Genomic DNA, 22,875 nt, shown 5'->3' with positions numbered 1-22,875 from the left:
ACGCGGCGCATGGATGCGGCTTTTCGTTAGTCGAGCAAGGGCGTCAGGGCGCCGGGCGCCAGGATGACGATGCGTCCCGTGGCGCGTGAGATGCTCGTGTACAGGCGATTGCGCGCCACGCGTCCGTCGCCGAACACCTCGGCGCGGGCGTCGGGGATGATCACCTGGTCGAACTCGAGGCCCTTGGCGAACTCGAGCGTCATGAGCACCACGCCGCTCGCGGGAAGCGTGGCGTCGTCGGAAATCACGGCAGGCGCGTTTTCGCCCAGGATGGACCGGACGCGCTTGAGCGACGTTCGGCTGTCGGCGATCACGGCGGTCAGGCCGGCCATGCCGCGCGCTTGCGCGACGGCATCGCGTAGGGCGTCTTCGTAGGCGCCCTCGTCGTTGAAGGCGGCGATGCGCGGTTCGGCGCGCTCATGCTGCACCGAGGAGACGCGCATGCGATCCCCTTTCGGCATGAGCTTCGTGAACAGCTCCGTGATCTGCGGAGAGGAGCGGTAGCTCGTTAGAAGGCGGCATTCCTGCACTTCGGAGCCCGCCCGCTCGAACACCGATTTGATTTCGGCGAACGATGCCGTATGGTCCTTGATCGCCTGGTTCTCGTCGCCCAGAAGCAGGAAGCGCGCGCGGCGGAAGTAGCGGCGTAGCACCATGAGCTGGGCGCAGGTGTAGTCCTGCACCTCGTCGACCATGACGTATTTGACGCTCGCGTCGCCCATGCCGCTCACGGCCATCTTCAGATAGACCCATTCCACGGGCAGCAGGCCTTCGGCGCCCAGGATGCGCATGCCGATGCGGTCGATGCGCAGCCATTCGTCGCGCTCGACGATGTCGAAGGCGGCGGCGTAGCGGTCGTGAAGGTAGGTCAGCGTGCATTCGCGCAGCTCGGCGTCGGTCTGCGGGGCGATGGTCTCGTGGAAGATGCGCACTTGCTCCTGGACCGAAAGCGACGTGGCCTCGTTTTGCGCGCGTTCGGTGGCGGCCATCTGCCTCAGGCGGTTTTCCAGGCGTTTGTGCAGTTCTTCGCGCATGAGCGTGACCAGGTGCGGACCTGCGGGAATGCGGCGGAACTTGTCGGCCGCCTGGCGGATTTGGCCGGCGGAGATGAGCTGCGTGCCGTCGCAGACGATGTCTTTGAAGTCGTCGGGGTCGAACGCGAGCCCGCGCACGGCCTCGTCGATGCGCGCCAGGGCGTCGGGCGAGATGTCGGCGCGCCCGCGGCTGCGATCGGCCGGCATGACGCTTGCCATGAACTGGTCGAACGTCATGGTCTCGGGGTTGCTTTCACCCAGGTCGGGCAGCACTTGCTCGATGTAGCGGCTGAACACCGGGTTCGGCGTGATCAGGCATACTTCTTCGGGTTTGAGCGTTTCGCGATGCTGGTAGAACAGATAGGCGATGCGCTGCATGAGCACGGAGGTCTTGCCGGAGCCCGCGATGCCGTTGACCAACAGGACGTCGACGTCTTCGTGACGGATGACCTCGTTCTGTTCTTTCTGGATGGTGGCGGTGATCGCCTTCATGTGCGAGGAGCGCTCCTGCGAAAGCGAGGCCAGAAGCATGGCGTCTTGGATGGCCACGGTGGTGTCGAAATAGGCGTTCAGACGGTCGGCTTCGATATCGAACTGGCGGCGCAGCTTGAGGTCCACATCGATGGTACGGCCGTTGGCCTTATACGACGTGGGGCCGTTTTCCTGGTTGTAGTACACCTCGGCCACGGGCGAGCGCCAGTCCACCACGAGGCGTTTGTAGTCGTCGTCGGAGATGCCGGCGTTGCCGATGTAGAGCTCCTTGGGCGCATCGCCAGGCTTGAATTGCAGCGCTACTTTGGCGAAGTAGGGCTGGTGCATGAGCAGGCGCACCTTCTGCAGGTTCTGGAAGTTGAGCTCTTGGGTGGCGTTATACAGGTCGATCGTCTTATTGGCCGAGGCGAATTCCGCATAGGTCTCGAAGGCTTCGCCCATGCTGGCGAAGTTGCCGGTGAGCTCGTCGGCGAGCATCTCCTTATCGGCCGCCACGTCGTCGTCGAGCTTTTTGATCTTGGCGACCAGAGCTTGTTCCATGGCCTCGAGCTTCGCATAGGTCTCGCTCAGGTGCCGACGCTCTTCGACCAGGATGGGGTCGTCGGTTCGTTCGTCCTGGTCGCAGGCGGGCGGCGTCTGGTCGCTCGCGGTGCGGGGCAGGTTCGGTTGTGCTGGGTCGGTGAACACGATGTCTCCTTGGAATTCGTCGGTTGCGCATCGGCGGGCGGCGCGCGTGAAACGCCGCCGCCCTGAAAAGGTATTCCGGGTACAATGGCACATGCGCGCACGCCCGGGGAGGTGGCGCGTCATTTTGCACGATAACTACGGCTTGCGGCGCCTGCGTCCGCACGCCTTCGCCGTCCGTGTGCGGACGGATTCTCGATGACGGATAGAGGTTCTATGGCAGACGAACAGGAAACCGTCGGCGGCGGCGCCGACGCTTACGGATCGCTCGGCGCGCTGGTGCCGCAGGCGGTCTGGGACAAATATTGGGACTACTCTCAGGACGAAGAACCCGACGAGGCCGATGCGCCGTTGCCGGGCGATTCCGGCCCCGAGGGGGCGGAAGAGGAGGGGCGTCATGCTCAAACGGTCCTGAGCTCGCACGATCGCCCCGCCGGGGCGATCGGCTCGTGCGGAACTGCGCGTGACACCCCTCCTCTTCCTTCGAGCGGCGGAGAAGCGGGCGAGCACGAGATACCCCCTCTCCCCACCTCCGAGGAAGCGCTCGAGATGTTTCTGGAATGGGTCGACGAGCGTGGCATCGAGCCGTGGCCGCATCAGGAAGAGGCGCTCATGGGCCTGATGATGGGCGACCACGTGATCTTGGGCACGCCGACCGGCTCGGGCAAGTCGCTCGTGGCGCTGGGCATGCACTTCATGGCGGTCATGACGGGCAAGGTGTCGTACTACACGGCGCCGATCAAGGCGCTCGTCAGCGAGAAGTTCTTCTCGCTCGTCGACGTGCTCGGCCGCGAGAACGTGGGCATGATCACGGGCGACGTGTCGATCAACCCCTACGCCCCCGTGGTGTGCTGCACGGCCGAGATCTTGGCCAACCAGGCCCTGCGCGAGGGCGAGGGGGCCGATGTGGGCTGCGTCGCCATGGACGAGTTCCACTTCTACGGCGACCCGCAGCGCGGCTGGGCGTGGCAGGTGCCGCTGCTCACGCTTCCGCAGACGCAGTTTCTGCTGATGAGCGCCACGCTCGGCGACGTTACGCAGATCGTCGACACGCTCAAGCGCCACACCGACGCCGAGGTCGACGTCATCGCCGACGCGCCCCGTCCCGTGCCGCTGAGCTACGAATACGTGAAGACGCCGCTCGAGGCGACGGTGGAGCTGGCCATCCGTGCGAAGGAGACGCCGCTCTACATCGTCCACTTCTCGCAGGACGCCGCGCTCGACACCGCGCAGTCGCTGGCGAGCTACGGCGTGGCCACCAAGGAGCAGCGCGAGGCGATCAAGCAGGCCATTAAGGGCGCTCGCTTCACCACGGCGTTCGGCAAGACGCTCCAGCGTTTGCTGGGCTGCGGCGTGGGCGTGCACCACGCGGGCATGCTGCCGCGTTACCGTCTACTTATGGAAAAGCTCGCCCAGCAGGGCCTTCTTCCCGTGATCTGCGGTACCGACACGCTGGGCGTGGGCATCAACGTGCCCATCCACACGGTCATCCTGACCGCGCTCACGAAGTTCGACGGTTTCAAGATGCGAAGGCTCCGTGCCCGCGAGTTCCATCAGATCGCCGGCCGCGCGGGCCGTTCGGGCTTCGATACCGAAGGCATGGTGATCGCCGAGGCGCCCGAGCATGAGATCGAGAACGCCAAGGCCCTGCAGAAGGCGGGCGACGACCCCAAGAAGCTGCGCAAGCTGAAGAAGAAAAAGCCGCCCGAGGGCTTCGTGAACTGGAACGAGGATACGTTCACGAAGCTGATCGACGCGGCCCCCGAAACGCTCAAGCCGCGCATGCGCATCACGCATTCCATGGTGCTTGCCGTAGTGTCGCGCGGCGGCGACGCGTTCGCGCGCGTGCGCAAGCTCATCGACGACTCGGCCCAGCCGCTCGAGGAGAAAGAGCAGCTCTATGTGCGCGCCGACGAGGTGTTCGCCACGCTGATCGACGCGGGCGTCGTGGAGAAGGTGGAAGCCGAGGACGGCGGCGTCGAGTATCGCGCCACGGTGGATATGCCGCAGGATTTCGCGCTCGACCAGCCGCTTTCGCCGTTCTTGCTGGCGGCGCTCGAGCTGCTCGATCCCGAGAGCGAGACCTACGCGCTCGACGCGATCTCTATGGTGGAGGCCACGCTGGAGAACCCGCGCCAGGTGCTGCGCGCCCAGGAGCGCAAGGCGCGCGAGAAGGCGGTGGCCGAGATGAAGGCCGACGGCGTCGATTACGAGGAGCGTCTCGACCGCATCGCCGACATCACGTATCCCAAGCCGCTCGAGGAGCTGCTCGACCAGGCGTTCGCCCAGTATTGCGAGGCGGTGCCGTGGGCGCGCGACTACGAGCTCGCGCCCAAATCGGTGCTGCGCGACATGCTGGAGACCGTGTCGGGCTTCAAGGAATACGTGGCGCGCTACGGCATCGCCCGCAGCGAGGGCACGTTCTTGCGCTACCTGTCCGACGCCTACCGCGTGCTCGACCGCACGGTGCCGCAGGACAAGCGCGACGACCGCCTGAAAGACATCATCGCGTGGCTGGGCCTTGTGGTGCGTTCGGTCGACTCGAGCCTTGTGGACGAATGGGAGTCGGCGGGTTCGATGGAAGACGTCGCGGCGCCGACGGATGCCGACGCGGTGGTGCACGACCGTCGCGGCCTGACTTTGCTGGTGAGGAATTCGCTGTTCAGGCGCGTGACCCTGGCCGCGCGCGGCGATGTCGAGCAGCTCGGCGATATGGATATGGAATGGGGCTTCGGCGCCCGTCGCTGGCAGGAGGCGCTCGATGCGTTCTACGAGGCGCACGAAGAGCTGCTGCTCGACGCCGACGCCCGCTCGAACGCGTATTTCGTCCTGGACGAATCCGACGAGCGCTCGCAGCGCGTGTGGCACGTGCATCAGATCTTCCACGATGCCGACGGCGATAGCGATTTCGGCATCATGGCCGACGTCGACCTGGACGCCACGCAGGAGGCGGGCGAGGCGGTTCTCGCGAACTACCGCGTGGGCTTCGCCGAAGACATCCTGGATTAAACGGTCCCTTGAAGGCCGCCGTATGAAAGAATCCGCAGAACGGTCTGCGGATTCTTTTGCGTTCTGGGGTCGTTCGCGCTAGGAAAGCGTCGTCAGGCGGCCTTGGTAGCCGCAGGCGATGCGGGCGGGGTGCCCTTCGCGCGCAACGACGGCGGTGAACCCTTGTTTCGCCAGGTCGTATTCGTTGTTGTTCTCGGATACGTGCATGGCCGCCGCCGCTTCGAGACGCGTGCTCAGAAGCGCAGCGAGCTCGTCTGCCGCCTGCTCGTTGGAAAGATGCCCTTCGTCGGATGCGATGCGCCGCTTGACCACGTAGGGGTAGGGCCCTTCACTCAGCATGCGCGGGTCGTGGTTGCTTTCGAGCGCGAGCAGGCGCACGTCTTGCAGATGCGCATGCGCGGCGTCGGTCACGATGCCCGAGTCGGTCATGAATCCTGCCGCGTCTCCGTCCGCCTCGAAGCGAAAGCCGAATGATGCGGCCGCGTCGTGCGAGGTGACGAAGGGAAAGATGCTCACGCCCGCCGCCGAGACGAGCGCTTCGGCCGCAAGTGGGTGGATTTCGCAGGTCTCTTCTATTTCTTGAAGGGGCTTGCTCGCCCGCAGCGTGGCGGGTGCGGCATAGATCGTGGGGCGGCGGCCCAGCTTCGCCAAGCCGCGCATGGTCACGCCGATGCCCTTGGTGTGATCGCCGTGCTCGTGCGTGATCAGCACGGCATCGAGTTTGGCGGGGTCGAATCCCGCCTCGTCGCAGCGGGCGAAGAAGTCGCGCTTGCAGATGCCGCAGTCGATCAGCGCGCCGCGTCCGGTGGCGGCGTTTTCGACGACGGCGGCATTGCCGCGGCTTCCGCTGGCAAGAATATGGAGCTTAAGCATGAAGGCGTTCCTGATCGCGTCGCGGGCTAGTCGCCCATCGAGAACACGAGGACGCCCGTCTGGCCCAGGCCGATGACGCACATGGCCACGCCGACGATGCCCAGGATGAGGCCCGCGGTGGAGGCGTTGTTGCCGTTGGTGCCGGTGATAGACTTGTGCGCGCGCGATGCGGCGATGGCGGCGAGGCCCATGATGAGAGCGAACGGGATGCCCGCCAGGCCGAAAAGCGTTCCTTCGATGGAGGCGATGATGCCCATGACCAGCGACGCGATGCCGCAGCTTTCCTTGTTCGCGCCCGTCTTGGCGCGCCTCCACAGCACGATGCCTGCGATCGCGCCGCCGACGAACAAAGCGATGGCGGGCGTTGCGGCGACGAGGATTTCGGACAGGTCGAGGCCGAAGATTTGCATGAGGGTCCTTTCGAGAGGCGTTCGTATTCCGTCCAGTATAGGCCATCGCGGCGCGCGGACGTGCCGCTATGGGTTACAGCAGCATGACGGCGGCGATGACGATGACCGAGAACAGGGCCGCGATCAGTCCGAACAGACCTAGGGCGAATCCCGTGCGGTAGACGTTGCTGCGCGCGGCGGTGCGTTTGCGGTAGGTGCTCGACTTCATCAGGGCGCCTATGCCGAGGGCCGCCGCGAAAGGCGCTCCTACGACTCCGAAGACGACTATCTCGGCTGCGGCGACGGCTCCCATGACCACGGACGCCTTCGCAAGGCGCCGCTCGCCTCCTCGACGCCGTGAATCCCTGCATATGATGCTCGCGGCCAAAAAGGCGACGAGCATCGCGATCGTCGCGACGAGCGCGATGATGATGGTGCGGAGGAATTCGGGTATGTCGGGAAGCAGCATGTCCATGGGCATCCTTTCGCGGGGGCGTTTTCTTAGTATAAGCGCACTGTGTGGAGAGCGCGGACATGCGAAGGGCCTCCGCATTCATGCTGCGAAGCGAAGGCCCTCGAGGAAAGCATGCGCAGGCGCGGCGGCGCTATGCCAGCGGCACGCCGCAGGGGTGCGTCGGACGCGCGTCGAACGCGGCGTCTTCGGCGACGGTCGAATACAGGCGCCAGCCGCCCGCCAGGTTCGAGCAGTCGAAGCCGTGGCCGGCGAGCATGCGGCATGCCACGTAGCTGCGCAGGCCGCTGTGGCAGTTCACGAACACGGGGCGGTTCGGGTCGAGCTCGCCGATGCGTCCGCGCAGCTCGTCGAGCGGAATGTTGACGGAACCCTCGATCGCGCCGCGGGCGTATTCGCCTTGCGTACGCACGTCGAGCAGCTGCGCGCCCTGTTCGACCAGTGCGTCTACGTCGTGCCACTGGTGCTGCTTCACCAGGCCGGCGCGCACGTTCTCGATCACGAAGCCCGCCATGTTCACGGGGTCTTTCGCCGAGGAATACGGCGGCGCGTAGGCCAGGTCGAGCTCTTCCAGGTCGGCGGCGGTCATGTGCGCGCGGATGGCGGTGGCGATCACGTCGATGCGCTTGTCGGCGCCTTCGAAGCCGACGATCTGCGCGCCCAGGATGCGGCCGGTTTCGGGCTCGAAAAGCGTCTTGATCGACATGTTGCGCGCGCCGGGGTAGTAGGTGGCGTGCGAGGGCGACGAGGTGAATACCTTGTCGTAAGAAAGCCCTGCGCGCTGCGCCGCCTCTTCGCTCAGGCCCGTGGTGGCGATGGTCATGTCGAAGATCTTCAGCACGGAAGAGCCCTGCGGCGCGGCGAAGGTGTGCGTGCGTCCGCAGATGGCGTCGGCCGCCACACGGCCCTGTTTGTTGGCCGGACCCGCCAGCGAGATAAGCGCATCGCCGCCGCCGACGAAGTGCTTCACCTGCACGGCGTCGCCCACGGCGAAGATCGAGGGGTCGGACGTGCGCATCTGCGCATCGACCGCGATCGACTTGCGGATGCCCAGTTCAAGGCCCGCATCTTCGGCAAGATGCGATTCGGGCGCCACGCCGATCGCCATCACGGCGATCGATGCGCGCAGCGCCTCGCCGTTTTCGCCCAGCACGCGTACTTCGTCGCGTTCGTTGTCGGCTTCGAAGCCGACCGCGTTGAAGCCGAGCTTCAGGTCGATGCCGTTCGCGCGCAGGTAGGCGTGCACTTCGCAGGCCATGTCGTAGTCGAGCGTGGGCATGACATGGTTGCCACGCTGCAGCAGCGTGACGGAGAAGCCGCGCTGTTTAAGGTTTTCGGCCATTTCCAGGCCGATGAAGCCGCCGCCGATAACCACGGCGTCGGTTTTGCCGGCCGCCATAAGCGCGTCGGCGCGCTCTTTGATGGCGAAGGTGTCTTCGACGGTGCGCAGCGTGTCGATGCGCGGGTCGTCGATGCCGGGCAGGGGCGGCACGACCGCCTTGGCGCCGGGCGAAAGGATCAGGTAGTCGTAGGACTCCTCGTAGACGACGCCGTCGTCGAGGCGGCGGATCGCCACCGTTTTCGCGTCGCGGTCGATCGAGAGGGCCTCCTGGCGCACGCGCACGTCGATGTTGAAACGCGCGCGGAAGCTTTCGGGGGTCTGCAGCGTGAGCTTGCCCTTGTCCTGGATGGTCTCGCCGATATAGTAGGGAAGGCCGCAGTTCGCGTAGGACACGTAGCCCGTGCGCTCGATCATGATGATTTCGGCCTGCTCGTTCAGGCGGCGCAGACGTGCGGCTGCCGTGGCTCCGCCTGCGACGCCTCCGATGATGACGACTTTCATGAGCGCTCCTTACGTCGATGGGGCCCGACCGCCCATACGGTCGGGCCCGATGGTGGTTTCTTGATTTTACCAGGCATTTCACGCGCTGTGCCTGCGAAGCCGCCGCGGGGCGCGCATGCCGCGGGGCGGCCGGCTATTCGACCGGGCCGCGATAGCTCATGATGCCGCCGAGGTTCGTGACGTCGACGAATCCGCGGCCTTCGAGCACGTGCTGTGCCTGCGAGCTGCGTGCGCCGCTCTGGCAGTAGACGAACAGGGGCGCCTCGCGCGGGGCCTCGAACGAGTCGATGCGGTCGAGCGGGATGTTTTCGGCTCCCGGCACATGGCCCGAACGGTATTCCTGCGCGGTGCGTACGTCGATGATACGGGCGTTCTCGGTGGCGCGGGCCTGCTCGAGCTTCTTATCGAAGCCTCCGCCGAACATATCGAAGAGTCCCATGGCGTTCCTTTCTCGGGGCGCCGCTCGAGGCGGCGCGATTCGTGTTTCGTGGTCAACGTAGCAGGATTATGCGACTTTCGAAGTAACAATTTAAAGGAGGCGTCGTGCCGTCGGCGTGGGGCGATCGTTTTGCTTGCGCGTTTCCCGCCGCGTGGCGTCGATGCGTGCTTTCCGCGTGGACGAGCGTATATAGTGTGTTCGAACAGGAACAGGCCGCCGACGCTCGGCGTGGGGCGGTATCGTGAAGAGGAGAAAACGATGGCAGGTCGCCTTGTCATATGCCCGACGCCTATCGGCAACTTGGGGGACATGACGTTGCGTACGCTCGAGGAGCTGCGCGACGCCGATGCAGTGTGCGCCGAAGACACGCGGGTCACGGGAAAGCTGCTCGCGCATTTCGGCATCGAGAAGCGTCTGGAGCGGCTTGATGAAGCCGCGATCACGCACCAGGCGGGTCGTGTGGCCGAACGCGTTGCGGCTGGCGAGACCGTGGCGTTTTGCAGCGACGCGGGCATGCCGGGCGTGTCCGACCCCGGCGCCCGCCTGATCGAAGCCGTGCGTGCGGCGGGCGGGCATGTGGACGTGCTGCCTGGCGCGTCGGCCGCGGTGACCGCCTATGTTGCGAGCGGTTTCAACAACCCGCGGTTTTTCTTCGGGGGGTTCTTTCCGCGAAAAGATGCCGAACGTCGAGAGCTGCTGCGTGCTCTTTCGTCGCTCGATGCGGTGCTCATGTTCTACGAAAGCCCGCGTCGCATCGTTTCCGCTCTTTCCGCGGTTGCCGAGGCGATGCCGAAAAGGGAGGTCGCGGTTTGCCGGGAGCTTACCAAGGTGCATGAGGAAGTTGCACGCGGGCCGGTATCCGAGGTGCTCGCCGAATTCGCCCGCCGCGATGAGGATAGCGGCGTGAAGGGCGAAATCGTGCTGGTCATCGGCCCTTCGACGCAAGCTGAAGAGGACGACCGTCGCGCCGATGCCGCGGCATCGGCGGCCGGGCGCGCCGCCGAGCTGGTCGAGGCCGGGGAGCTTACGCGCAAGGAAATCGTCAAGGTCTTGCGCGATGAGTTCGGCATCCCTCGCAACGAAGCCTACGATCTGGCCATGAAGGCATAGCGCCGCATGCGGGCGCAGCACGGACCCGGCATAGCTCGGCGCCGTCTGCGGCCCATTCGCCCTGTTTTGTTCCGGGCTTCTTGGCGCGTGGCCGACGACGCGATACGATGCCCGCAAGTCAAAGCGCTGAAAGCGAGGAGCACATGAATAATTTCACCTACTATTCTCCGACCGAGTTCGTGTTCGGCCGCGGGGTCGAGGAGGGCGTGGGCGCGAAGGCCGCCGCGCACGGTTACAAGAAGGCGCTGCTTGTCTACGGCAAGGGGTCCGTGGTGCGCTCGGGCTTGCTCGACCGCGTGAAGGCGTCTCTCGATGCGGCGGGCATCGAGCATGTCGACCTTGCCGGCGTGCGTCCGAATCCCGAGGTGGAAAGCGTGCGCGCGGGTATCGGCATGGTGCGTGACGAAAACGTCGACCTGATTCTTCCCGTCGGCGGAGGAAGCGCGATCGACTGCGCGAAGGCGGTCGCGTTCGGCGCTCTCTACGATGGAGACGTGTGGGATTTCTTCTGCGGCAAGGCTGCGGTCGAGCGCGCGCTGCCCATTTTCTGCGTGCTCACCATTCCTGCGGCGGGCTCCGAAGCGTCCAGCTCGTGCGTCATCAGCAATGACGAGCTGCATGCCAAACGCGGCACGAACGGCGACGCGTTCCGTCCCGCCGTTTCGTTCATGAATCCCGAAATCACGTTCACTTTGCCGCCGTATCAGACGGCCGCCGGCGTGACGGATATGATCGCCCATATCTGCGAGCGTTGGTTCTCGGGCGTGGGCGCCGTTCCCGTCACCGATAACATCGCGGCGGGTTTGATTCGCGCGCTTATCGACGCGGCTCCTCGCGTGCTTGAGGATCCTGAAGATTACGATGCCCGCGCCGACATCATGTGGGCCGGCATGCTGGCCCACAACGACATCGCCGGCTGCGGCCGTGCGCTCGCCCCGACGGGCCGTGCGGGCGGCTGGGAGAGCCACGGCCTCGAACATGAGATGTCGGCGTTCGATACTTCGATCACGCACGGCGCGGGCCTGGCGGTCATCATGCCCGCATGGATGCGTTACGTCTGGCGCGAAGACCCGAGCCGTTTCTTGCAGTTCGCGCTCGATGTGTTCGACATCGAGCCGATCGGCGGAAGCGACGAGGCTATCGAGGATGCCGTGACCGCCGCGATCGACGAGCTGCAAGCGTTCTTCGTGGACATGGGCATGCCCAAGACCATGGGCGAGCTGGGTCTGCGCGAAGAGGACGTCGACGCGATCGTCGAAACCCTGCGCGCCACGAAGGGCGACGTGTTCGGCGCGTTCAAGAAGCTGACGATGGAAGACGCCAAGGCGATCTATCTGTCGGCCTTCGTCGACCCGGCCCTGCCTTCGCTTGCGGAACAGGACGGGGATAACGAGTGACTTCACGAGCGGTTCCTGCCGATAGGGGAAACCGCAGGTTTCTGATAAGCCGCCTCCCATTTCTTGGATGACGTCACCGGAGTCCTGGAAAGGGAGGCTTTTTCATGGCGATTCGCGACGCGGTGCCTGAGGTCGGGCGGATCGATGCCCATCATGCGATGGAGAACAGCTGAAAGCCACGTCATTTTTTCTATATCATATTGACTTGGTATGATTAAAATGCTGAAATCCGTCATGTCGGATTCGAGTGATGAAAGGAGGCGAAAATGAACGAGCGCAACGTCGGACGTGTGGATATCGTCATGTGGTGTCGAATGCTTTCCTCCCGGGCATGTTGTATGGCCGGGGGCGAGTCGCGCGTCTTGCGCGGTCATTCGCCTCTGTTCGGTGATTGATCGACCGACATCGTCGACATATCGTCAGCCATATGCCCGGGAGTCCTGCTATAGGCTCCCGGTTTTTTTTATTGCCGGAGCCTGTGATTTCGATGAGGGACGAACCGACGGCATTCGATACGAAAGCGATCACGATTATGAGCGATTACAAATTCGAAACCCTGCAGCTTCATGTCGGCCAGGAGCAGGCCGATCCCGCGACGGACTCCCGCGCGGTTCCCATCTACCAAACTACTTCTTACGTATTCCATGACTCCGCGCACGCCGCCGCCCGTTTCGGCCTGTCCGATGCGGGCAATATATACGGCCGCTTGACCAACTCGACCCAGGATGTGCTCGAGAAGAGGATAGCTGCTCTGGAGGGTGGTGTTGCGGCTTTGGCCGTCGCCTCGGGTGCAGCGGCTATTGCTTATGCCATCGAGGCGCTTGCCGGAAAGGGTGGGCATATCGTCGCCCAAAAAACGATTTACGGGGGCACGTATAATCTGCTGGAGCATACGCTTCCGGCATATGGCATCACGACGACGTTCGTGGATGCGCATGACCTGTCCGAAGTCGAATCGGCCATTGGGCCCGATACAAGGGCCGTGTACCTGGAGACGCTGGGCAATCCGAACTCGGACATCCCCGATGTCGATGCCGTCGCGGCCATCGCCCATGAGCACGGGGTGCCTCTGGTCGTCGATAACACGTTTGCGACTCCGTATTTGTTCCGTCCCATCGAACACGGAGCCGATATCGTGGTTCACTCCGCCACGAAGTTCATCGGTGGCCACGGGACTTCCCTGGGCGGTGTGATCGTCGATTCGGGCGCGTTCGACTGGAGGGCTTCGGGGCGATACGCCCCCATCGCCGAGCCTAATCCGAGCTATCACGGCGTTTCGTTCGTCGACGCGGCCGGACCTGCGGCTTTCGTCACCTATGTTCGCGCCGTCCTCTTGCGCGACACGGGGGCGGCCATATCTCCGTTCAATGCGTTTCTGCTGCTGCAGGGCGTTGAGACCCTCTCGTTGCGTCTCGACCGTCATGTCGAGAACGCGAAGAGGGTCGTCGAATTCCTCGCTGCGCATCCGCAGGTTATCAAGGTCAACCACCCGGCTCTCCTCGAGCACCCCGACCATGCGCTTTATGAGAGGTACTTTCCGAACGGGGGTGCTTCCATCTTCACATTCGAGATAGAAGGCGGCAAGGAAGCCGCATGGAGATTCATCGACGGCCTGCAGCTGTTTTCGCTGCTCGCCAACGTGGCCGATGCGAAATCGCTCGTGATTCACCCGGCCACCACTACGCACAGCCAGCTTACCGACGACGAATTGGCTGAACAAGGGATTACCCGAAGCACTATTCGTCTGTCGATCGGCACCGAACACATAGACGACATCATTGCGGATCTCGAGCGCGGTTTTGCCGCCGCTCGGTAGAAAGGGGTTCACCATGTCTCGCATGTACAAAGGAACGTTCGACCTGGTCGGAGGCACGCCGCTTGTGGAGCCCGTCAATCTTGAGGCGGCAGAGGGCCTGAAGGCGGTCGTGTTGGCGAAGCTCGAATACTTCAATCCGGCAGGCAGCGTGAAAGACCGCATTGCCAAGGCGATGATCGAAGACGCCGAGACGAAGGGGCTGCTCGGCGAGGACTCGACGATTATTGAGCCGACTTCGGGAAACACAGGAATCGCTTTGGCGGCGATGGCCGCTGCAAAAGGGTATCGCCTGATTATCACCATGCCCGAAACGATGAGCGTCGAGCGTCGCAACATCATGAAAGCGTACGGTGCCGAGCTGGTTTTGACCGAGGGGGCAAAGGGGATGAAGGGTGCGATAGCCAAGGCCGAAGAATTATTGCGCGAAATACCGAACAGCTTCATTCCGGGGCAGTTCTCAAACCCCGCCAATCCTGCAATCCACGCCGCGACGACAGGTCCTGAGATCTGGGAGGACACGGACGGCTCGGTGGACATATTCGTGGCAGGCGTCGGCACCGGCGGCACCATTACCGGTGCAGGCGGATATCTGAAACGAAAGAACCCCGCCGTCCGCGTCGTTGCCGTCGAACCTGCGGATTCACCCGTGCTTTCCGAGGGCAGAAGCGGCGTGCACAAGATTCAGGGAATCGGTGCGGGCTTCGTGCCTGACGTGCTGGATACGGGGGTATATGACGAAGTGGTCGCGGTCGAAAACGATGACGCGTTCGCGGCGGCGAAACGGCTAGCGAGAACGGACGGGATTTCCGTCGGCATTTCCTCCGGCGCCGCGCTTCATGTGGCGATCTCTTTGGCGAAGTGCCCGGAAAACGAAGGAAAGACGATTGTCGTCCTGCTGCCCGATTCGGGCGACCGCTATTACTCGACGCCGTTGTTCGTCGAGTAAGGCTTGCGCTTTTTTGGCGTCGTTCGGCATCCTTCGGTATGCTTTTGTGTCGGCCGCCGCGTCCTTCGGCTTTGCAGCAGCGGGTGCGGCGGTTTTTGTTTCGGGATACGGACGTGCTTGCATGCGTCGTCGCGGAGTGCGGGGAGGTGCCGGATGTCGGCGAGTGACAGGAATCGGAAGGGCCGGTCGGTAAAACGCTCGATCCTGGTTGTCGACGGCATGCAGGTGTCGGTGGCGCGTCGCGCGGGACAGAAACGAGCCTATATCAGGATAAAGGAGCCTGACGGCCGCGTCGAAGCGTCGGCGCCGATGCGTATGTCCGACGCCGTCGTCACGCGCTTCGTGCGCGAGCATGCGGGCTGGATCGAGGCGCATCGCCGTGCCGCCATCGCCCGCGCCGAGCAGAATCCAGGCCCTCCGACATCTGAAGAGCTGGCCGAATGGCGTGCCGTGGTGGCGGCGTTCACGCCCGCGCTGATCGAGCGGTGGGCGCCCGTCATGGGCGTCGTTCCGGGAAACGTGGCGTATCGCAATATGGTGAGCCGCTGGGGCAGCTGCAACGTGAAGACGGGCCGAATTTGCATCAACGTGCAGTTGGCCGCGCATCCTCCGGAATGTCTCGAATACGTGGTAGTGCACGAACTGTGTCACCTGCTGGAGGCGAGTCACGGCCCGCGCTTCAAGGCGCTCATGGATTCGTTTCTGCCCGATTGGCGCGCTCGCGAGGCCAAGCTCCGCGGCGGCATCAGGCGCTAGGGCGTCCGGACCGTACGTTTTTCGCGTAGCGCATGGCTTAAGACGCGCGAGCGCGCCATGCGCCGTGCGCCGACTGCGCTACAATGGGCGGGTTTGAACATCCGTTGTCGTTTTGGCGCACGCGCCGGCGCGGCGGGATAGACCCGCTTCGCGCGCATGTCCGATGCGACCCACGAGGCGAAGGCGGCATCATCAGTCGCCCGAGCACGAGAGGAAACCAATGACCAAGCCAGCCTATTCGATCACCACGCCCATCTACTATGTGAACGCCGCGCCGCATCTGGGCACCGCCTACACCACCATCGCCGCCGATACCGTGGCGCGTTATCAGCGCATGAACGGCTACGACGTGTCTTTCGTCACCGGCCTCGACGAGCATGGACAGAAGGTCGCCGAGACGGGCGAGAAAAACGGCATGACGCCGCAGGAGTGGTGCGATTCCATGGTCCCCGCGTTCAAAGAGGCGTGGGATATGCTCGACATCACCTACACCGATTTCGTGCGCACCACCGAGGATCGCCAGACGCGCAGCGTGCAGAAGTTCTGGACCGACCTCTATGACAAGGGCTACCTGTACAAGAGCGCCTATGAGGGCTGGTATTGCGTGCACGAGGAGACCTACTACGCCGAAAGCGACCTCGAGAAGAATGAGGAAGGCGAGCTGGTGTGCCCCGACTGCCATCGTCCCGTGCGCCGCGCTTCGGGCGAGGAGAACTGGTTCTTCAAGCTCTCCGAGTTCCAGGAGCCGCTGCTGAAGTTCTACGAGGAGCATCCCGATTTCATCCGCCCCGATACGCGCAAGAACGAAATCGTCACGTTCGTGAAGGGCGGTCTGCAGGACCTCTCCATCAGCCGCTCCACTTTCGACTGGGGTATCCCGTTGCCCTTCGACGAGGGCCACGTGTGCTACGTCTGGGCCGACGCTTTGCTAGCGTACTTCACGGGCAACGGCTACGCCGACCCCGAACGCGAGGGCGAGTTCGAGCGCCGCTGGCCGGTGCAGTACCACTTCGTGGGCAAAGACATCACGCGCTTCCACTGCGTGATCTGGCCCGCCATGCTGATGGCCGCGGGCCTGCCCGTCGCCAATACGGTGTTCGGCCACGGCTTCTTGCTCGTGGGCGGCGAGAAGATGTCCAAATCCAAGGGCAACGGCATCAAGCCGGCCGACCTGGTCGAGGTCTACGGCGTGGACGCGTATCGCTATTACTTCATGTCCGACGTCCGCTTCGGCGCCGACGGCAACATCTCCATCGAGCGCATGACACAGGTCTATAACGCCGACCTGGCGAACACTTGGGGCAACTTGTGCAGCCGCGTGTTCAACATGGTGGGCAAGTACTTCGACGGCAAGGTTCCCGCCGTGCCGGCCGAGTTCGCCGACGCCGCCAATCCGCTCAAAGATATCGCCGACTCCCTGTACGAGAAATACGACGCCTGCATGACCGAGGTGAACTTCACCGACGCCGCCGCCGCCGTGCAGGAGCTCGCGAGCCGCGTGAACCTCTATGTCGAGGAAAGCGCGCCGTGGAACCTGGCCAAGTCCGAGGAGACCCAGGGCGAGCTGGCGTTCGTGCTGTACAACGCGCTCGAGGCATGCCGCATCCTGGCGCTGTTCTTCGCACCGTTCATGCCCAACACCTCCGCGGAAGTGTTCCGCCGCCTGAGCCTGGGCGCGATCGAAGAGGTCGATGACATCAAGGCCGCAAGCGTCTGGGGCCAGCTGCCCGCAGGCAACGCGGTCGAAAAGGGCGACCCGCTGTTCCCGCGTCTCGACGTGAAGGAAATCCAGCTGTAATCGCGCAGGCGCCGCTTTTCGCGTCTTTCGCATGAGAGTTGTCTAGAAACGGGGCCGTGGGCGTAAGCTTGCGGCCCTGTTTGCGTTATATAACTCTTCGAAACACAGGATACGAATCGAACCCGAAGGTGGATGGCATGACTCAGGAAACGACCGTGGGGCAGGAGGCGGCACCGCAGCAGGCCGCCGGCCCGATCGATTTCGAAGGCCCCGCAGGCTATCTCGCGTTTCGCGACGCGCTGTTCCGCAAGAAGAAAAAGACCGGCTGGCGCTATGTCGAATCGCCCTATCCGCTGACCGAAGCTCCGATCGCCGACACGCATGCGCATCTGCAGCTCGTCTCCGACGCGCCGCTTTCGCTTGCGCGCTGCGCGGTGCACGGCGTCGATTTCATCTGTACGATCGTGGATGCCGTCGAAGACGGCGATGCGACGTATCGGATGGTGGACGGGTGGCGCGGAGAGGCGCTGCGCATCTTGCCCGACGTGTTCGAGGCCACGCGCGCCGCGTCGGCTTCCGAGCGCGCCGCCGCATCGCTGGAGCACGAGGGCATGAGCGCCGACGAATGGCGTTCGAATCGTTGCCCCTGCGCCGAGGTGGCCATTCCGCGCGTGCGCGTGGTCGCTGGCGTCCATCCCCACAACGCGTCGCATTGGAGCGCCGAAATGGAGGAGTCGCTGAAGGCCATGCTCGCCGACCCGCGCACCTGCGCGCTCGGCGAAGTGGGCTTGGACTACCATTACGACTTTTCTCCGCGCGATGTCCAGCGCGACGTATTCCGTCGCCAGGTGCAGATGGCGCACGAATGCGGCCTGCCTTTGGTGCTGCATATGCGCGACGCGCACGACGACGGCTTCGAAATCCTCGAGCAGGAGGGCTGGCCCGCGGCGGGCGTGCTCTTGCATTGCTGCAGCGTAGGCCCCGACGAGCTGGCCCGCTGGATCGACCGCGGCTGCTACGTGGCCTTCGGCGGAGCGGTCACGTTCTCGCGCAGCGACGACCTGCGAGCGTCGGCGCAGATCGTGCCCGAAGACAGGCTTCTTACCGAGACGGATGCGCCCTACATGGCGCCGGTGCCGTTTCGAGGATTGGAGTGCGCGCCCGAGTTCACCGTGTTCACTGCAGCGTGTCTGGCCGAAGTGCGCGGCATCGAGCCGGGCGAGGGGCGTGCGGCGTTTCTGTCCGCCCTGCACGACAACGCGCTGCGCCTGCTCGACCGCGACGCCACGGCGTGGCAGTCGTCCTATGGCGACGAGGGCCTTCTGTGATCGCGGCCGTCGCTTCCGAGGGCGCGGCCGAGCGTCATGCGCTTCTGATCTGCGGTGCAGCGCGCTTGCGCGGGGTTTCGTCGCGTTATAGCGACGAGCTGGAGCAGCGGCTGCGCGCCGAAGGCGTTTGCGTGACGACATGGCATGCGGCTACGCACGACGTGGCCGACTGCGTGGGCTGCGCGGCCTGCCGCCCGCGCGCCGGCGAAGCGTTCGCCCCCGGCGTGCTTCGTAAGGAATGCGTGATCGACGACGACATGCGCGAGCTTTACGGGCTTTTGGATACGGCCGACGAAGTGCATCTGGTATGTCCCGTGTATTTCGCCGGCCCCACGGGTCGCTTCAAATGCGTGCTCGACCGTCTGCAGCCCTACTGGGAGTGGCGAATCGGCCCCGGCGCGCGCCTCGATCGCGCGCATGAGGTCAAGCGTCCCGCGTACCTGCACGTGATCGGCGCGGGCGGCGACCCGTTCGGCTACGATGCCTTGACCGCCATCGTGTGCTCGGCGTTCGGGTCGTCGGGCTTTTTCGTGGCCGACGTGATCGACCGCATCGGCTGGGGGCAGCCCCGCGAAGAGTCCGAGAAAACGTGTTTTTCCTGATGCGTCCGGTATGCTAGGCGCGTCATTCGAGAAAGAGAGCCCATGTCTCACGTTTCATACCTTGCATCGCCTTCGGCCACGCGCGCCGTCCTCGAACGCCACGGCCTCGCCACGAAAAAAGCCCTCGGCCAGAACTTCCTGGTCAACGATTCGGTCATTGCGCGCATCTGCGAGCTGTCCGAAGTCTGCGCCGACGACGCCGTGCTCGAGGTAGGTCCCGGTATCGGCACGCTCACGGTAGCCTTGCTCGCGCGTGCGGGTCGCGTGCTTTCCGTCGAACGCGACACCGACTTGCCTGCGGTCTTGGCGGAAACCTGCGCCGATTTCGATAACTTCACGCTGCTTTCCAAAGACGCCCTGACGCTTTCCCAGGCCGACCTCGACGAGGCCTTCGGCGAGGCCGCGGCACAAGGCGAGGCTCCGAACAAGTTCGTCGCGAACCTTCCCTATGCGGTGGCGGCGACTCTTGTGCTCGATTTCTTCCAGCGTTTTTCGAGCCTGCAGTGCGCTACGGTCATGGTGCAAAGCGAGGTGGCCGACCGCATGATGGCGAAGATGGGCACGAAAGACTACGGCGCCTACACGGTGAAGCTCAACCTGATCGCGAAGCCCACGGGCCGCTTCCAGGTGGGCCCCGGCAATTTCTTCCCGCCGCCTCGCGTCACGTCGGCCGTGATAAGGCTCGACCGCCGCGACGATTTGGGCATCACGGCCGAAGAGGCCGCCGTGGCATCGCTTATGGCCGATGCCGCCTTCGCTACGAGGCGCAAGACGATCGCCAACTCCATGAAGACGTTCTTCTCGGGCCGCAAGGGCTGCGACGGGGTGGTAGAGAAACTCCCCGCCATTCTGGAGGGTGCCGGTATCGATGCGCGCCGCCGCGGTGAAAGCCTCACGCTTGAGGAATTCATCGGGCTGGGCGCGGCGTACACGGAAGCGACGCGATAAAGCGCGAGCTGCCGTCTACCGTCTGCCATACGCCGAATATCGCATCGTTTCGGCATGAAAAGCATTCTGCGGTGTTGACAGGGGCGGCTAAGTGTGTTTTGAAATTGCAGAATTAATGACCTCTTGACAAATCGTGTTAATATGGCGGTTCGCACAGTCGCATACCCGATTGAAGGAACACTATATATGGAACTCGAAAAGCAGGCGCGCATCGTCGACGATATTCGCGCAGAGCTTCAGGAACGCATCGATACGCGCCTTAAGGTGCGTGCCAACATGGGTCGCTCGAAGGTCATCGAGTGCGAAGGCGTCCTCATGCAGGCTCATCCCTCGCTGTTCATTCTTGAAATCGACCGCAAGCGCGGCCGAAAGGCAAGGCAGTCTTATCAGTACGTCGATGTTTTGACCGGCATGGTCGAGCTTTACGATGTCGAAACGGGCAAGCCCGTGTTCGGGTCTTTCGTCGATAGCGGAGACGCCGCGCCGCTGCACGTCGTCGACGAGGATGAAGAAGAGGACGAGGACGAGGACCTTATCTAGCCGGCCGTGTCGAATGCGTATCGGCGTCTTGCATGCGAAGGCGACTGGGACGCGCATTGCGGATTGAAAAAACTCGGGAATGCAGCTTGACATTTCCAGGGTAGAAGCGCAAAATACTTTCTTGTCCATTTCTGGGGATGTAGCTCAGCTGGGAGAGCACCACGTTCGCAACGTGGGGGTCGTGGGTTCGAATCCCATCATCTCCACCAGAACTTTCAACGCCGTTCTTATGAACGGCGTTTTTTTATTTGAGATGGAACGACGCTGCGGGGTCCGAGCATCTTCGCGGACGCTTTTCGTGGCGTCACACGCCTTGGGGAGGGTCGATATGGAATACGGCACGGGGCGGGTTGCGCGGTTGATGGGCGTGCATCCTAACATGGTGCGCCTGTATGAGAAGGCGGGCCTTATCGCGCCGGCGCGCGGCTTGCTCGACGGGCGCGAGCATCCCGACGACGTGGTGCGCGCATGCGACCATCTGCGCGCCGCGCTCGTCTCGGCGAAACGCGATGCGGAAAAACTCTCGTGCTGATCGACAAGGCGCATGCGATCTCTGTGGGAAAATGCGTGCGCAAACCCTCCATTAACACACCAGGCTTTCCAAAGCGTGTTTAATCCCTTTTCCGCGTAACGAGCGCGAGAGTGAAAGGGGTGCGAATATGCGATCCGCTTCGAAGGAAAAAGGTGTCCCCGCGCCGTTTTTGACGAGCCAGTGCGTCACGCTTCTGGGGTCGGCCGCCGTTCAGATGGCCGTCGCCTGGTATGCGGCGGTCGAAACATCGTCCGGCGCCTGGGCGGCGGCGATGCTTGTGGCGGGGTTCGTGCCGCAGATGGCGGTGTCGCCGTTTGCAGGCGCGTTGATCGACCGCTTCGGTTCGCGCAAGACGGCCATCGTCGTGACCGACGCCGCCTCGGCTGCGGTGGCGGCGGCGCTTGTGCTGTTTTTGGCAACCGGCCCGCAGGGCACGGCCGTCTTGGCGCTTCTTGCCGTCGGCTCGGCGCTGCGCTCGGTGTGCGCGGGCGTGCAGATGCCTGCGGTTCAGTCGGCCGTGCCGCTTCTTGTTTCCGAGGCGTCGTTGGCGCGCTATAACGGAATAGCTTCGGCGGTCCAAAGCCTTGCGCAGTTCGCCGCGGCTCCGCTTGCCGCCTTCGTGCTCGCCTTCGGCGGCATGGCGGCCGTCATGGCGCTCGATATCGCCACGGCGGTCGTCGCGATCGGCGTGCTTGCGTTCGTGGTGAAGATTCCCGACGCGGCATCTGCCCGCACCGAGGACGCGCCCGCGGCGCCGGGCCTGTTCGCCGACGTGCGCGAAGGGCTGCGCTATGCGCGTGAAAATCGTTCGGTCGCGCTTGTTCTCGGCTTCTACGGCGCGTTCATGTTCCTGAGCGTTTCTGCGGGCTTTTCGTCCCGCTCCTGATGAAGCGCGCGTTCGGTGCGCCGTATACCCTGCTCGCCGTTGCCGAAGCGATCGGCTGCGTTGCCATGGTGGCGGGCGGTTTGGTGCTAGCGGCGCTTGCGAGCAAGGCGCACAATGCCATGCTGCCCGGAGGGCTTGTCGCCTACGGGGCGGGCAGCATCGGCGTGGGCCTTGCGACGGGCTGTCCGGTGTTTTCGTGTCGCTCGCAGTGTTGAGCGCGGTAATTCCCCTCGTTCAGGCGGCGGCCACCGCGCGGCTGCAGGCATGCGTCGATCCTGCGATGATGGGCCGCGTGCTCGATCTAGGCTGCGGCACAGGTGTGCAAACGTTCGTTTTGGCGAAGCATATTCCAGGAGCTATTACGGGTATCGATTTGTCCCCCGATTTTATCGACGTGTTTAACGCCCGGGCGGAGAAGCTCGGTTTGCAAGGCCGCGTCGTCGGCAAGCAGGGCTCCATGGACGATTTGGACATCCCCTTCGAAAGCGTCGATCTTATTTGGTGCGAAGGTGCGATCGACGGCGTCGGATTCGCCAAGATGATCGATTACTGGAAGGATTTTCTCAAGCCTGGCGGATACGTGGGCGTTACGTGCCCGTCGTGGCTGACCTCCGATCGCATCGAAGAGGTCGATGAGTTCTGGATCCAGGCGGGAAGCGGTCTCGACACGGCTGCGTGCAACGTCGGCGCTTTGCAGGATGCGGGCTATATCTCGGTTGCGACGTTCGCATTGCCCAAGACGTGCTGGACCGAGAGCTATTTCATGCCGCGTCGCGCGGCCGAAAGCGGCCTTTTGAAGAAGTATCCCGACAGCGATGCCGTCGAGGAGTTCATTGCCGGCAACCATTACGAAGAAAGTCTTTTCAGCGAGCATGGCGATCGGTATGGATACGTTTTCTATATTGCCAAGAAAATCTGATGCGAAGTGGCCGTCGCTTGGCGAAGCGGTCGGCGACGGCGCGGTTTCCACGCCGCGTTCGATAAGTCCTTTCGTGCGACACTGGATGCCACGATTATGCTTTCAGGGATGTTTTTCACGGC

22 protein-coding genes and 1 tRNA gene are annotated in these 22,875 nt (G+C 63.7%); 16 read left to right on the top strand and 7 right to left on the bottom strand.

Features of this window, described 5'->3' with window-relative positions:
• Positions 1-26 precede the first annotated feature (26 nt).
• The gene (locus Q6E04_RS00305; RefSeq protein ID WP_303248849.1) at positions 27-2,213 is read right to left on the bottom strand and encodes a UvrD-helicase domain-containing protein; all 2,187 of its coding nucleotides are present in this window, start codon (positions 2,211-2,213) and stop codon (positions 27-29) included.
• 213 nt (positions 2,214-2,426) lie between these two features.
• On the opposite strand from Q6E04_RS00305, the gene Q6E04_RS00300 reads away from it, so the two are divergent.
• Positions 2,427-5,219, top strand: a complete 2,793-nt coding sequence (locus tag Q6E04_RS00300) for an RNA helicase (RefSeq protein WP_303248848.1) — start codon at positions 2,427-2,429, stop codon at positions 5,217-5,219.
• A 78-nt stretch (positions 5,220-5,297) separates the two neighbouring features.
• Here Q6E04_RS00300 and Q6E04_RS00295 read toward each other — a convergent pair whose 3' ends face one another.
• From Q6E04_RS00295 to Q6E04_RS00275, 5 genes are all read right to left on the bottom strand, one after another.
• Entirely contained in the window at positions 5,298-6,092 is a 795-nt protein-coding gene (locus Q6E04_RS00295; protein WP_303248847.1) for an MBL fold metallo-hydrolase, read from the bottom strand.
• A 26-nt stretch (positions 6,093-6,118) separates the two neighbouring features.
• Complete coding sequence (locus Q6E04_RS00290) at positions 6,119-6,502, bottom strand: hypothetical protein (RefSeq protein WP_303248846.1); 384 nt, start codon at positions 6,500-6,502, stop codon at positions 6,119-6,121.
• Positions 6,503-6,575: 73 nt separating this feature from the next.
• Positions 6,576-6,956 carry a hypothetical protein gene (locus Q6E04_RS00285; RefSeq protein WP_303248845.1) on the bottom strand — a complete coding sequence of 127 codons (381 nt, stop codon included), beginning with the start codon at positions 6,954-6,956 and terminating at the stop codon, positions 6,576-6,578.
• 130 nt (positions 6,957-7,086) lie between these two features.
• Positions 7,087-8,796 carry an FAD-dependent oxidoreductase gene (locus tag Q6E04_RS00280; RefSeq protein WP_303248844.1) on the bottom strand — a complete coding sequence of 570 codons (1,710 nt, stop codon included), beginning with the start codon at positions 8,794-8,796 and terminating at the stop codon, positions 7,087-7,089.
• A 133-nt stretch (positions 8,797-8,929) separates the two neighbouring features.
• The gene (locus tag Q6E04_RS00275) at positions 8,930-9,235 is read right to left on the bottom strand and encodes a rhodanese-like domain-containing protein (protein ID WP_303248843.1); all 306 of its coding nucleotides are present in this window, start codon (positions 9,233-9,235) and stop codon (positions 8,930-8,932) included.
• A 258-nt stretch (positions 9,236-9,493) separates the two neighbouring features.
• Between Q6E04_RS00275 and rsmI the strand changes: the two genes are divergently transcribed.
• Positions 9,494-10,345 carry a 16S rRNA (cytidine(1402)-2'-O)-methyltransferase gene (rsmI, locus tag Q6E04_RS00270; RefSeq protein ID WP_303248842.1) on the top strand — a complete coding sequence of 284 codons (852 nt, stop codon included), beginning with the start codon at positions 9,494-9,496 and terminating at the stop codon, positions 10,343-10,345.
• A gap of 143 nt (positions 10,346-10,488) precedes the next feature.
• The gene (locus tag Q6E04_RS00265) at positions 10,489-11,742 is read left to right on the top strand and encodes an iron-containing alcohol dehydrogenase (RefSeq protein WP_303248841.1); all 1,254 of its coding nucleotides are present in this window, start codon (positions 10,489-10,491) and stop codon (positions 11,740-11,742) included.
• Positions 11,743-11,744: 2 nt separating this feature from the next.
• Here Q6E04_RS00265 and Q6E04_RS00260 read toward each other — a convergent pair whose 3' ends face one another.
• On the bottom strand, positions 11,745-12,116 hold the full coding sequence (locus Q6E04_RS00260) for a hypothetical protein (RefSeq protein WP_303248840.1): 372 nt from the start codon (positions 12,114-12,116) through the stop codon (positions 11,745-11,747).
• Positions 12,117-12,274: 158 nt separating this feature from the next.
• On the opposite strand from Q6E04_RS00260, the gene Q6E04_RS00255 reads away from it, so the two are divergent.
• The 13 genes from Q6E04_RS00255 to Q6E04_RS00195 all read left to right on the top strand — a co-directional run bounded on the left by Q6E04_RS00255 (position 12,275) and on the right by Q6E04_RS00195 (position 22,753).
• Complete coding sequence (locus tag Q6E04_RS00255; protein WP_303248839.1) at positions 12,275-13,558, top strand: O-acetylhomoserine aminocarboxypropyltransferase/cysteine synthase family protein; 1,284 nt, start codon at positions 12,275-12,277, stop codon at positions 13,556-13,558.
• Positions 13,559-13,571: 13 nt separating this feature from the next.
• Positions 13,572-14,504, top strand: a complete 933-nt coding sequence (cysK, locus tag Q6E04_RS00250; RefSeq protein WP_303248838.1) for a cysteine synthase A — start codon at positions 13,572-13,574, stop codon at positions 14,502-14,504.
• Positions 14,505-14,723: 219 nt separating this feature from the next.
• Positions 14,724-15,260, top strand: a complete 537-nt coding sequence (locus Q6E04_RS00245; RefSeq protein ID WP_303248837.1) for a M48 family metallopeptidase — start codon at positions 14,724-14,726, stop codon at positions 15,258-15,260.
• A 220-nt stretch (positions 15,261-15,480) separates the two neighbouring features.
• The gene (gene metG / locus Q6E04_RS00240; protein WP_303248836.1) at positions 15,481-17,058 is read left to right on the top strand and encodes a methionine--tRNA ligase; all 1,578 of its coding nucleotides are present in this window, start codon (positions 15,481-15,483) and stop codon (positions 17,056-17,058) included.
• A 137-nt stretch (positions 17,059-17,195) separates the two neighbouring features.
• On the top strand, positions 17,196-18,326 hold the full coding sequence (locus Q6E04_RS00235) for a TatD family hydrolase (RefSeq protein WP_303248835.1): 1,131 nt from the start codon (positions 17,196-17,198) through the stop codon (positions 18,324-18,326).
• The gene (locus Q6E04_RS00230; protein ID WP_303248834.1) at positions 18,290-18,928 is read left to right on the top strand and encodes a flavodoxin family protein; all 639 of its coding nucleotides are present in this window, start codon (positions 18,290-18,292) and stop codon (positions 18,926-18,928) included. Before Q6E04_RS00235 ends, Q6E04_RS00230 begins: the two co-directional genes overlap by 37 nt.
• A 42-nt stretch (positions 18,929-18,970) precedes the next feature.
• The gene (rsmA, locus tag Q6E04_RS00225; RefSeq protein ID WP_303248833.1) at positions 18,971-19,876 is read left to right on the top strand and encodes a 16S rRNA (adenine(1518)-N(6)/adenine(1519)-N(6))-dimethyltransferase RsmA; all 906 of its coding nucleotides are present in this window, start codon (positions 18,971-18,973) and stop codon (positions 19,874-19,876) included.
• Positions 19,877-20,062: 186 nt separating this feature from the next.
• Entirely contained in the window at positions 20,063-20,416 is a 354-nt protein-coding gene (locus Q6E04_RS00220; RefSeq protein ID WP_303248832.1) for a Veg family protein, read from the top strand.
• A 133-nt stretch (positions 20,417-20,549) separates the two neighbouring features.
• Positions 20,550-20,625, top strand: a tRNA-Ala gene (locus Q6E04_RS00215).
• Positions 20,626-20,714: 89 nt separating this feature from the next.
• On the top strand, positions 20,715-20,948 hold the full coding sequence (locus Q6E04_RS00210) for a MerR family DNA-binding transcriptional regulator (RefSeq protein WP_303248831.1): 234 nt from the start codon (positions 20,715-20,717) through the stop codon (positions 20,946-20,948).
• A gap of 127 nt (positions 20,949-21,075) precedes the next feature.
• Entirely contained in the window at positions 21,076-21,834 is a 759-nt protein-coding gene (locus Q6E04_RS00205) for an MFS transporter (RefSeq protein ID WP_303248830.1), read from the top strand.
• A complete protein-coding gene (locus Q6E04_RS00200) occupies positions 21,834-22,049 on the top strand; it encodes a hypothetical protein (RefSeq protein WP_303248829.1) in 216 nt (71 codons plus the stop codon). The genes Q6E04_RS00205 and Q6E04_RS00200 overlap by 1 nt, the downstream gene beginning before the upstream one ends.
• Positions 22,031-22,753: a class I SAM-dependent methyltransferase gene (locus tag Q6E04_RS00195; RefSeq protein ID WP_303248828.1), complete on the top strand. Its 723-nt coding sequence runs from the start codon at positions 22,031-22,033 to the stop codon at positions 22,751-22,753. Before Q6E04_RS00200 ends, Q6E04_RS00195 begins: the two co-directional genes overlap by 19 nt.
• Positions 22,754-22,875 lie beyond the last annotated feature (122 nt).

It is taken from the genome of uncultured Slackia sp. (assembly GCF_959608125.1).
Lineage (GTDB): Bacteria > Actinomycetota > Coriobacteriia > Coriobacteriales > Eggerthellaceae > Slackia.
This window is presented reverse-complemented; position numbering and strand designations above follow the sequence as displayed.

Bases quoted from the DNA above. Each gene is read 5' to 3' on its own strand.
- Q6E04_RS00265 (WP_303248841.1), top strand. From the start codon at position 10,489: ATGAATAATTTCACCTACTATTCTCCGACCGAGTTCGTGTTCGGCCGC.
- Q6E04_RS00280 (WP_303248844.1), bottom strand. From the start codon at position 8,796: ATGAAAGTCGTCATCATCGGAGGCGTCGCAGGCGGAGCCACGGCAGCC.
- Q6E04_RS00285 (WP_303248845.1), bottom strand. From the start codon at position 6,956: ATGGACATGCTGCTTCCCGACATACCCGAATTCCTCCGCACCATCATC.
- Q6E04_RS00220 (WP_303248832.1), top strand. From the start codon at position 20,063: ATGGAACTCGAAAAGCAGGCGCGCATCGTCGACGATATTCGCGCAGAG.
- Q6E04_RS00300 (WP_303248848.1), top strand. From the start codon at position 2,427: ATGGCAGACGAACAGGAAACCGTCGGCGGCGGCGCCGACGCTTACGGA.
- Q6E04_RS00205 (WP_303248830.1), top strand. From the start codon at position 21,076: ATGCGATCCGCTTCGAAGGAAAAAGGTGTCCCCGCGCCGTTTTTGACG.
- Q6E04_RS00260 (WP_303248840.1), bottom strand. From the start codon at position 12,116: ATGACCGCGCAAGACGCGCGACTCGCCCCCGGCCATACAACATGCCCG.
- rsmI (WP_303248842.1), top strand. From the start codon at position 9,494: ATGGCAGGTCGCCTTGTCATATGCCCGACGCCTATCGGCAACTTGGGG.
- Q6E04_RS00290 (WP_303248846.1), bottom strand. From the start codon at position 6,502: ATGCAAATCTTCGGCCTCGACCTGTCCGAAATCCTCGTCGCCGCAACG.
- rsmA (WP_303248833.1), top strand. From the start codon at position 18,971: ATGTCTCACGTTTCATACCTTGCATCGCCTTCGGCCACGCGCGCCGTC.
- Q6E04_RS00255 (WP_303248839.1), top strand. From the start codon at position 12,275: ATGAGCGATTACAAATTCGAAACCCTGCAGCTTCATGTCGGCCAGGAG.
- Q6E04_RS00200 (WP_303248829.1), top strand. From the start codon at position 21,834: ATGAAGCGCGCGTTCGGTGCGCCGTATACCCTGCTCGCCGTTGCCGAA.
- Q6E04_RS00245 (WP_303248837.1), top strand. From the start codon at position 14,724: ATGCAGGTGTCGGTGGCGCGTCGCGCGGGACAGAAACGAGCCTATATC.
- Q6E04_RS00235 (WP_303248835.1), top strand. From the start codon at position 17,196: ATGACTCAGGAAACGACCGTGGGGCAGGAGGCGGCACCGCAGCAGGCC.
- Q6E04_RS00275 (WP_303248843.1), bottom strand. From the start codon at position 9,235: ATGGGACTCTTCGATATGTTCGGCGGAGGCTTCGATAAGAAGCTCGAG.
- cysK (WP_303248838.1), top strand. From the start codon at position 13,572: ATGTCTCGCATGTACAAAGGAACGTTCGACCTGGTCGGAGGCACGCCG.
- metG (WP_303248836.1), top strand. From the start codon at position 15,481: ATGACCAAGCCAGCCTATTCGATCACCACGCCCATCTACTATGTGAAC.
- Q6E04_RS00295 (WP_303248847.1), bottom strand. From the start codon at position 6,092: ATGCTTAAGCTCCATATTCTTGCCAGCGGAAGCCGCGGCAATGCCGCC.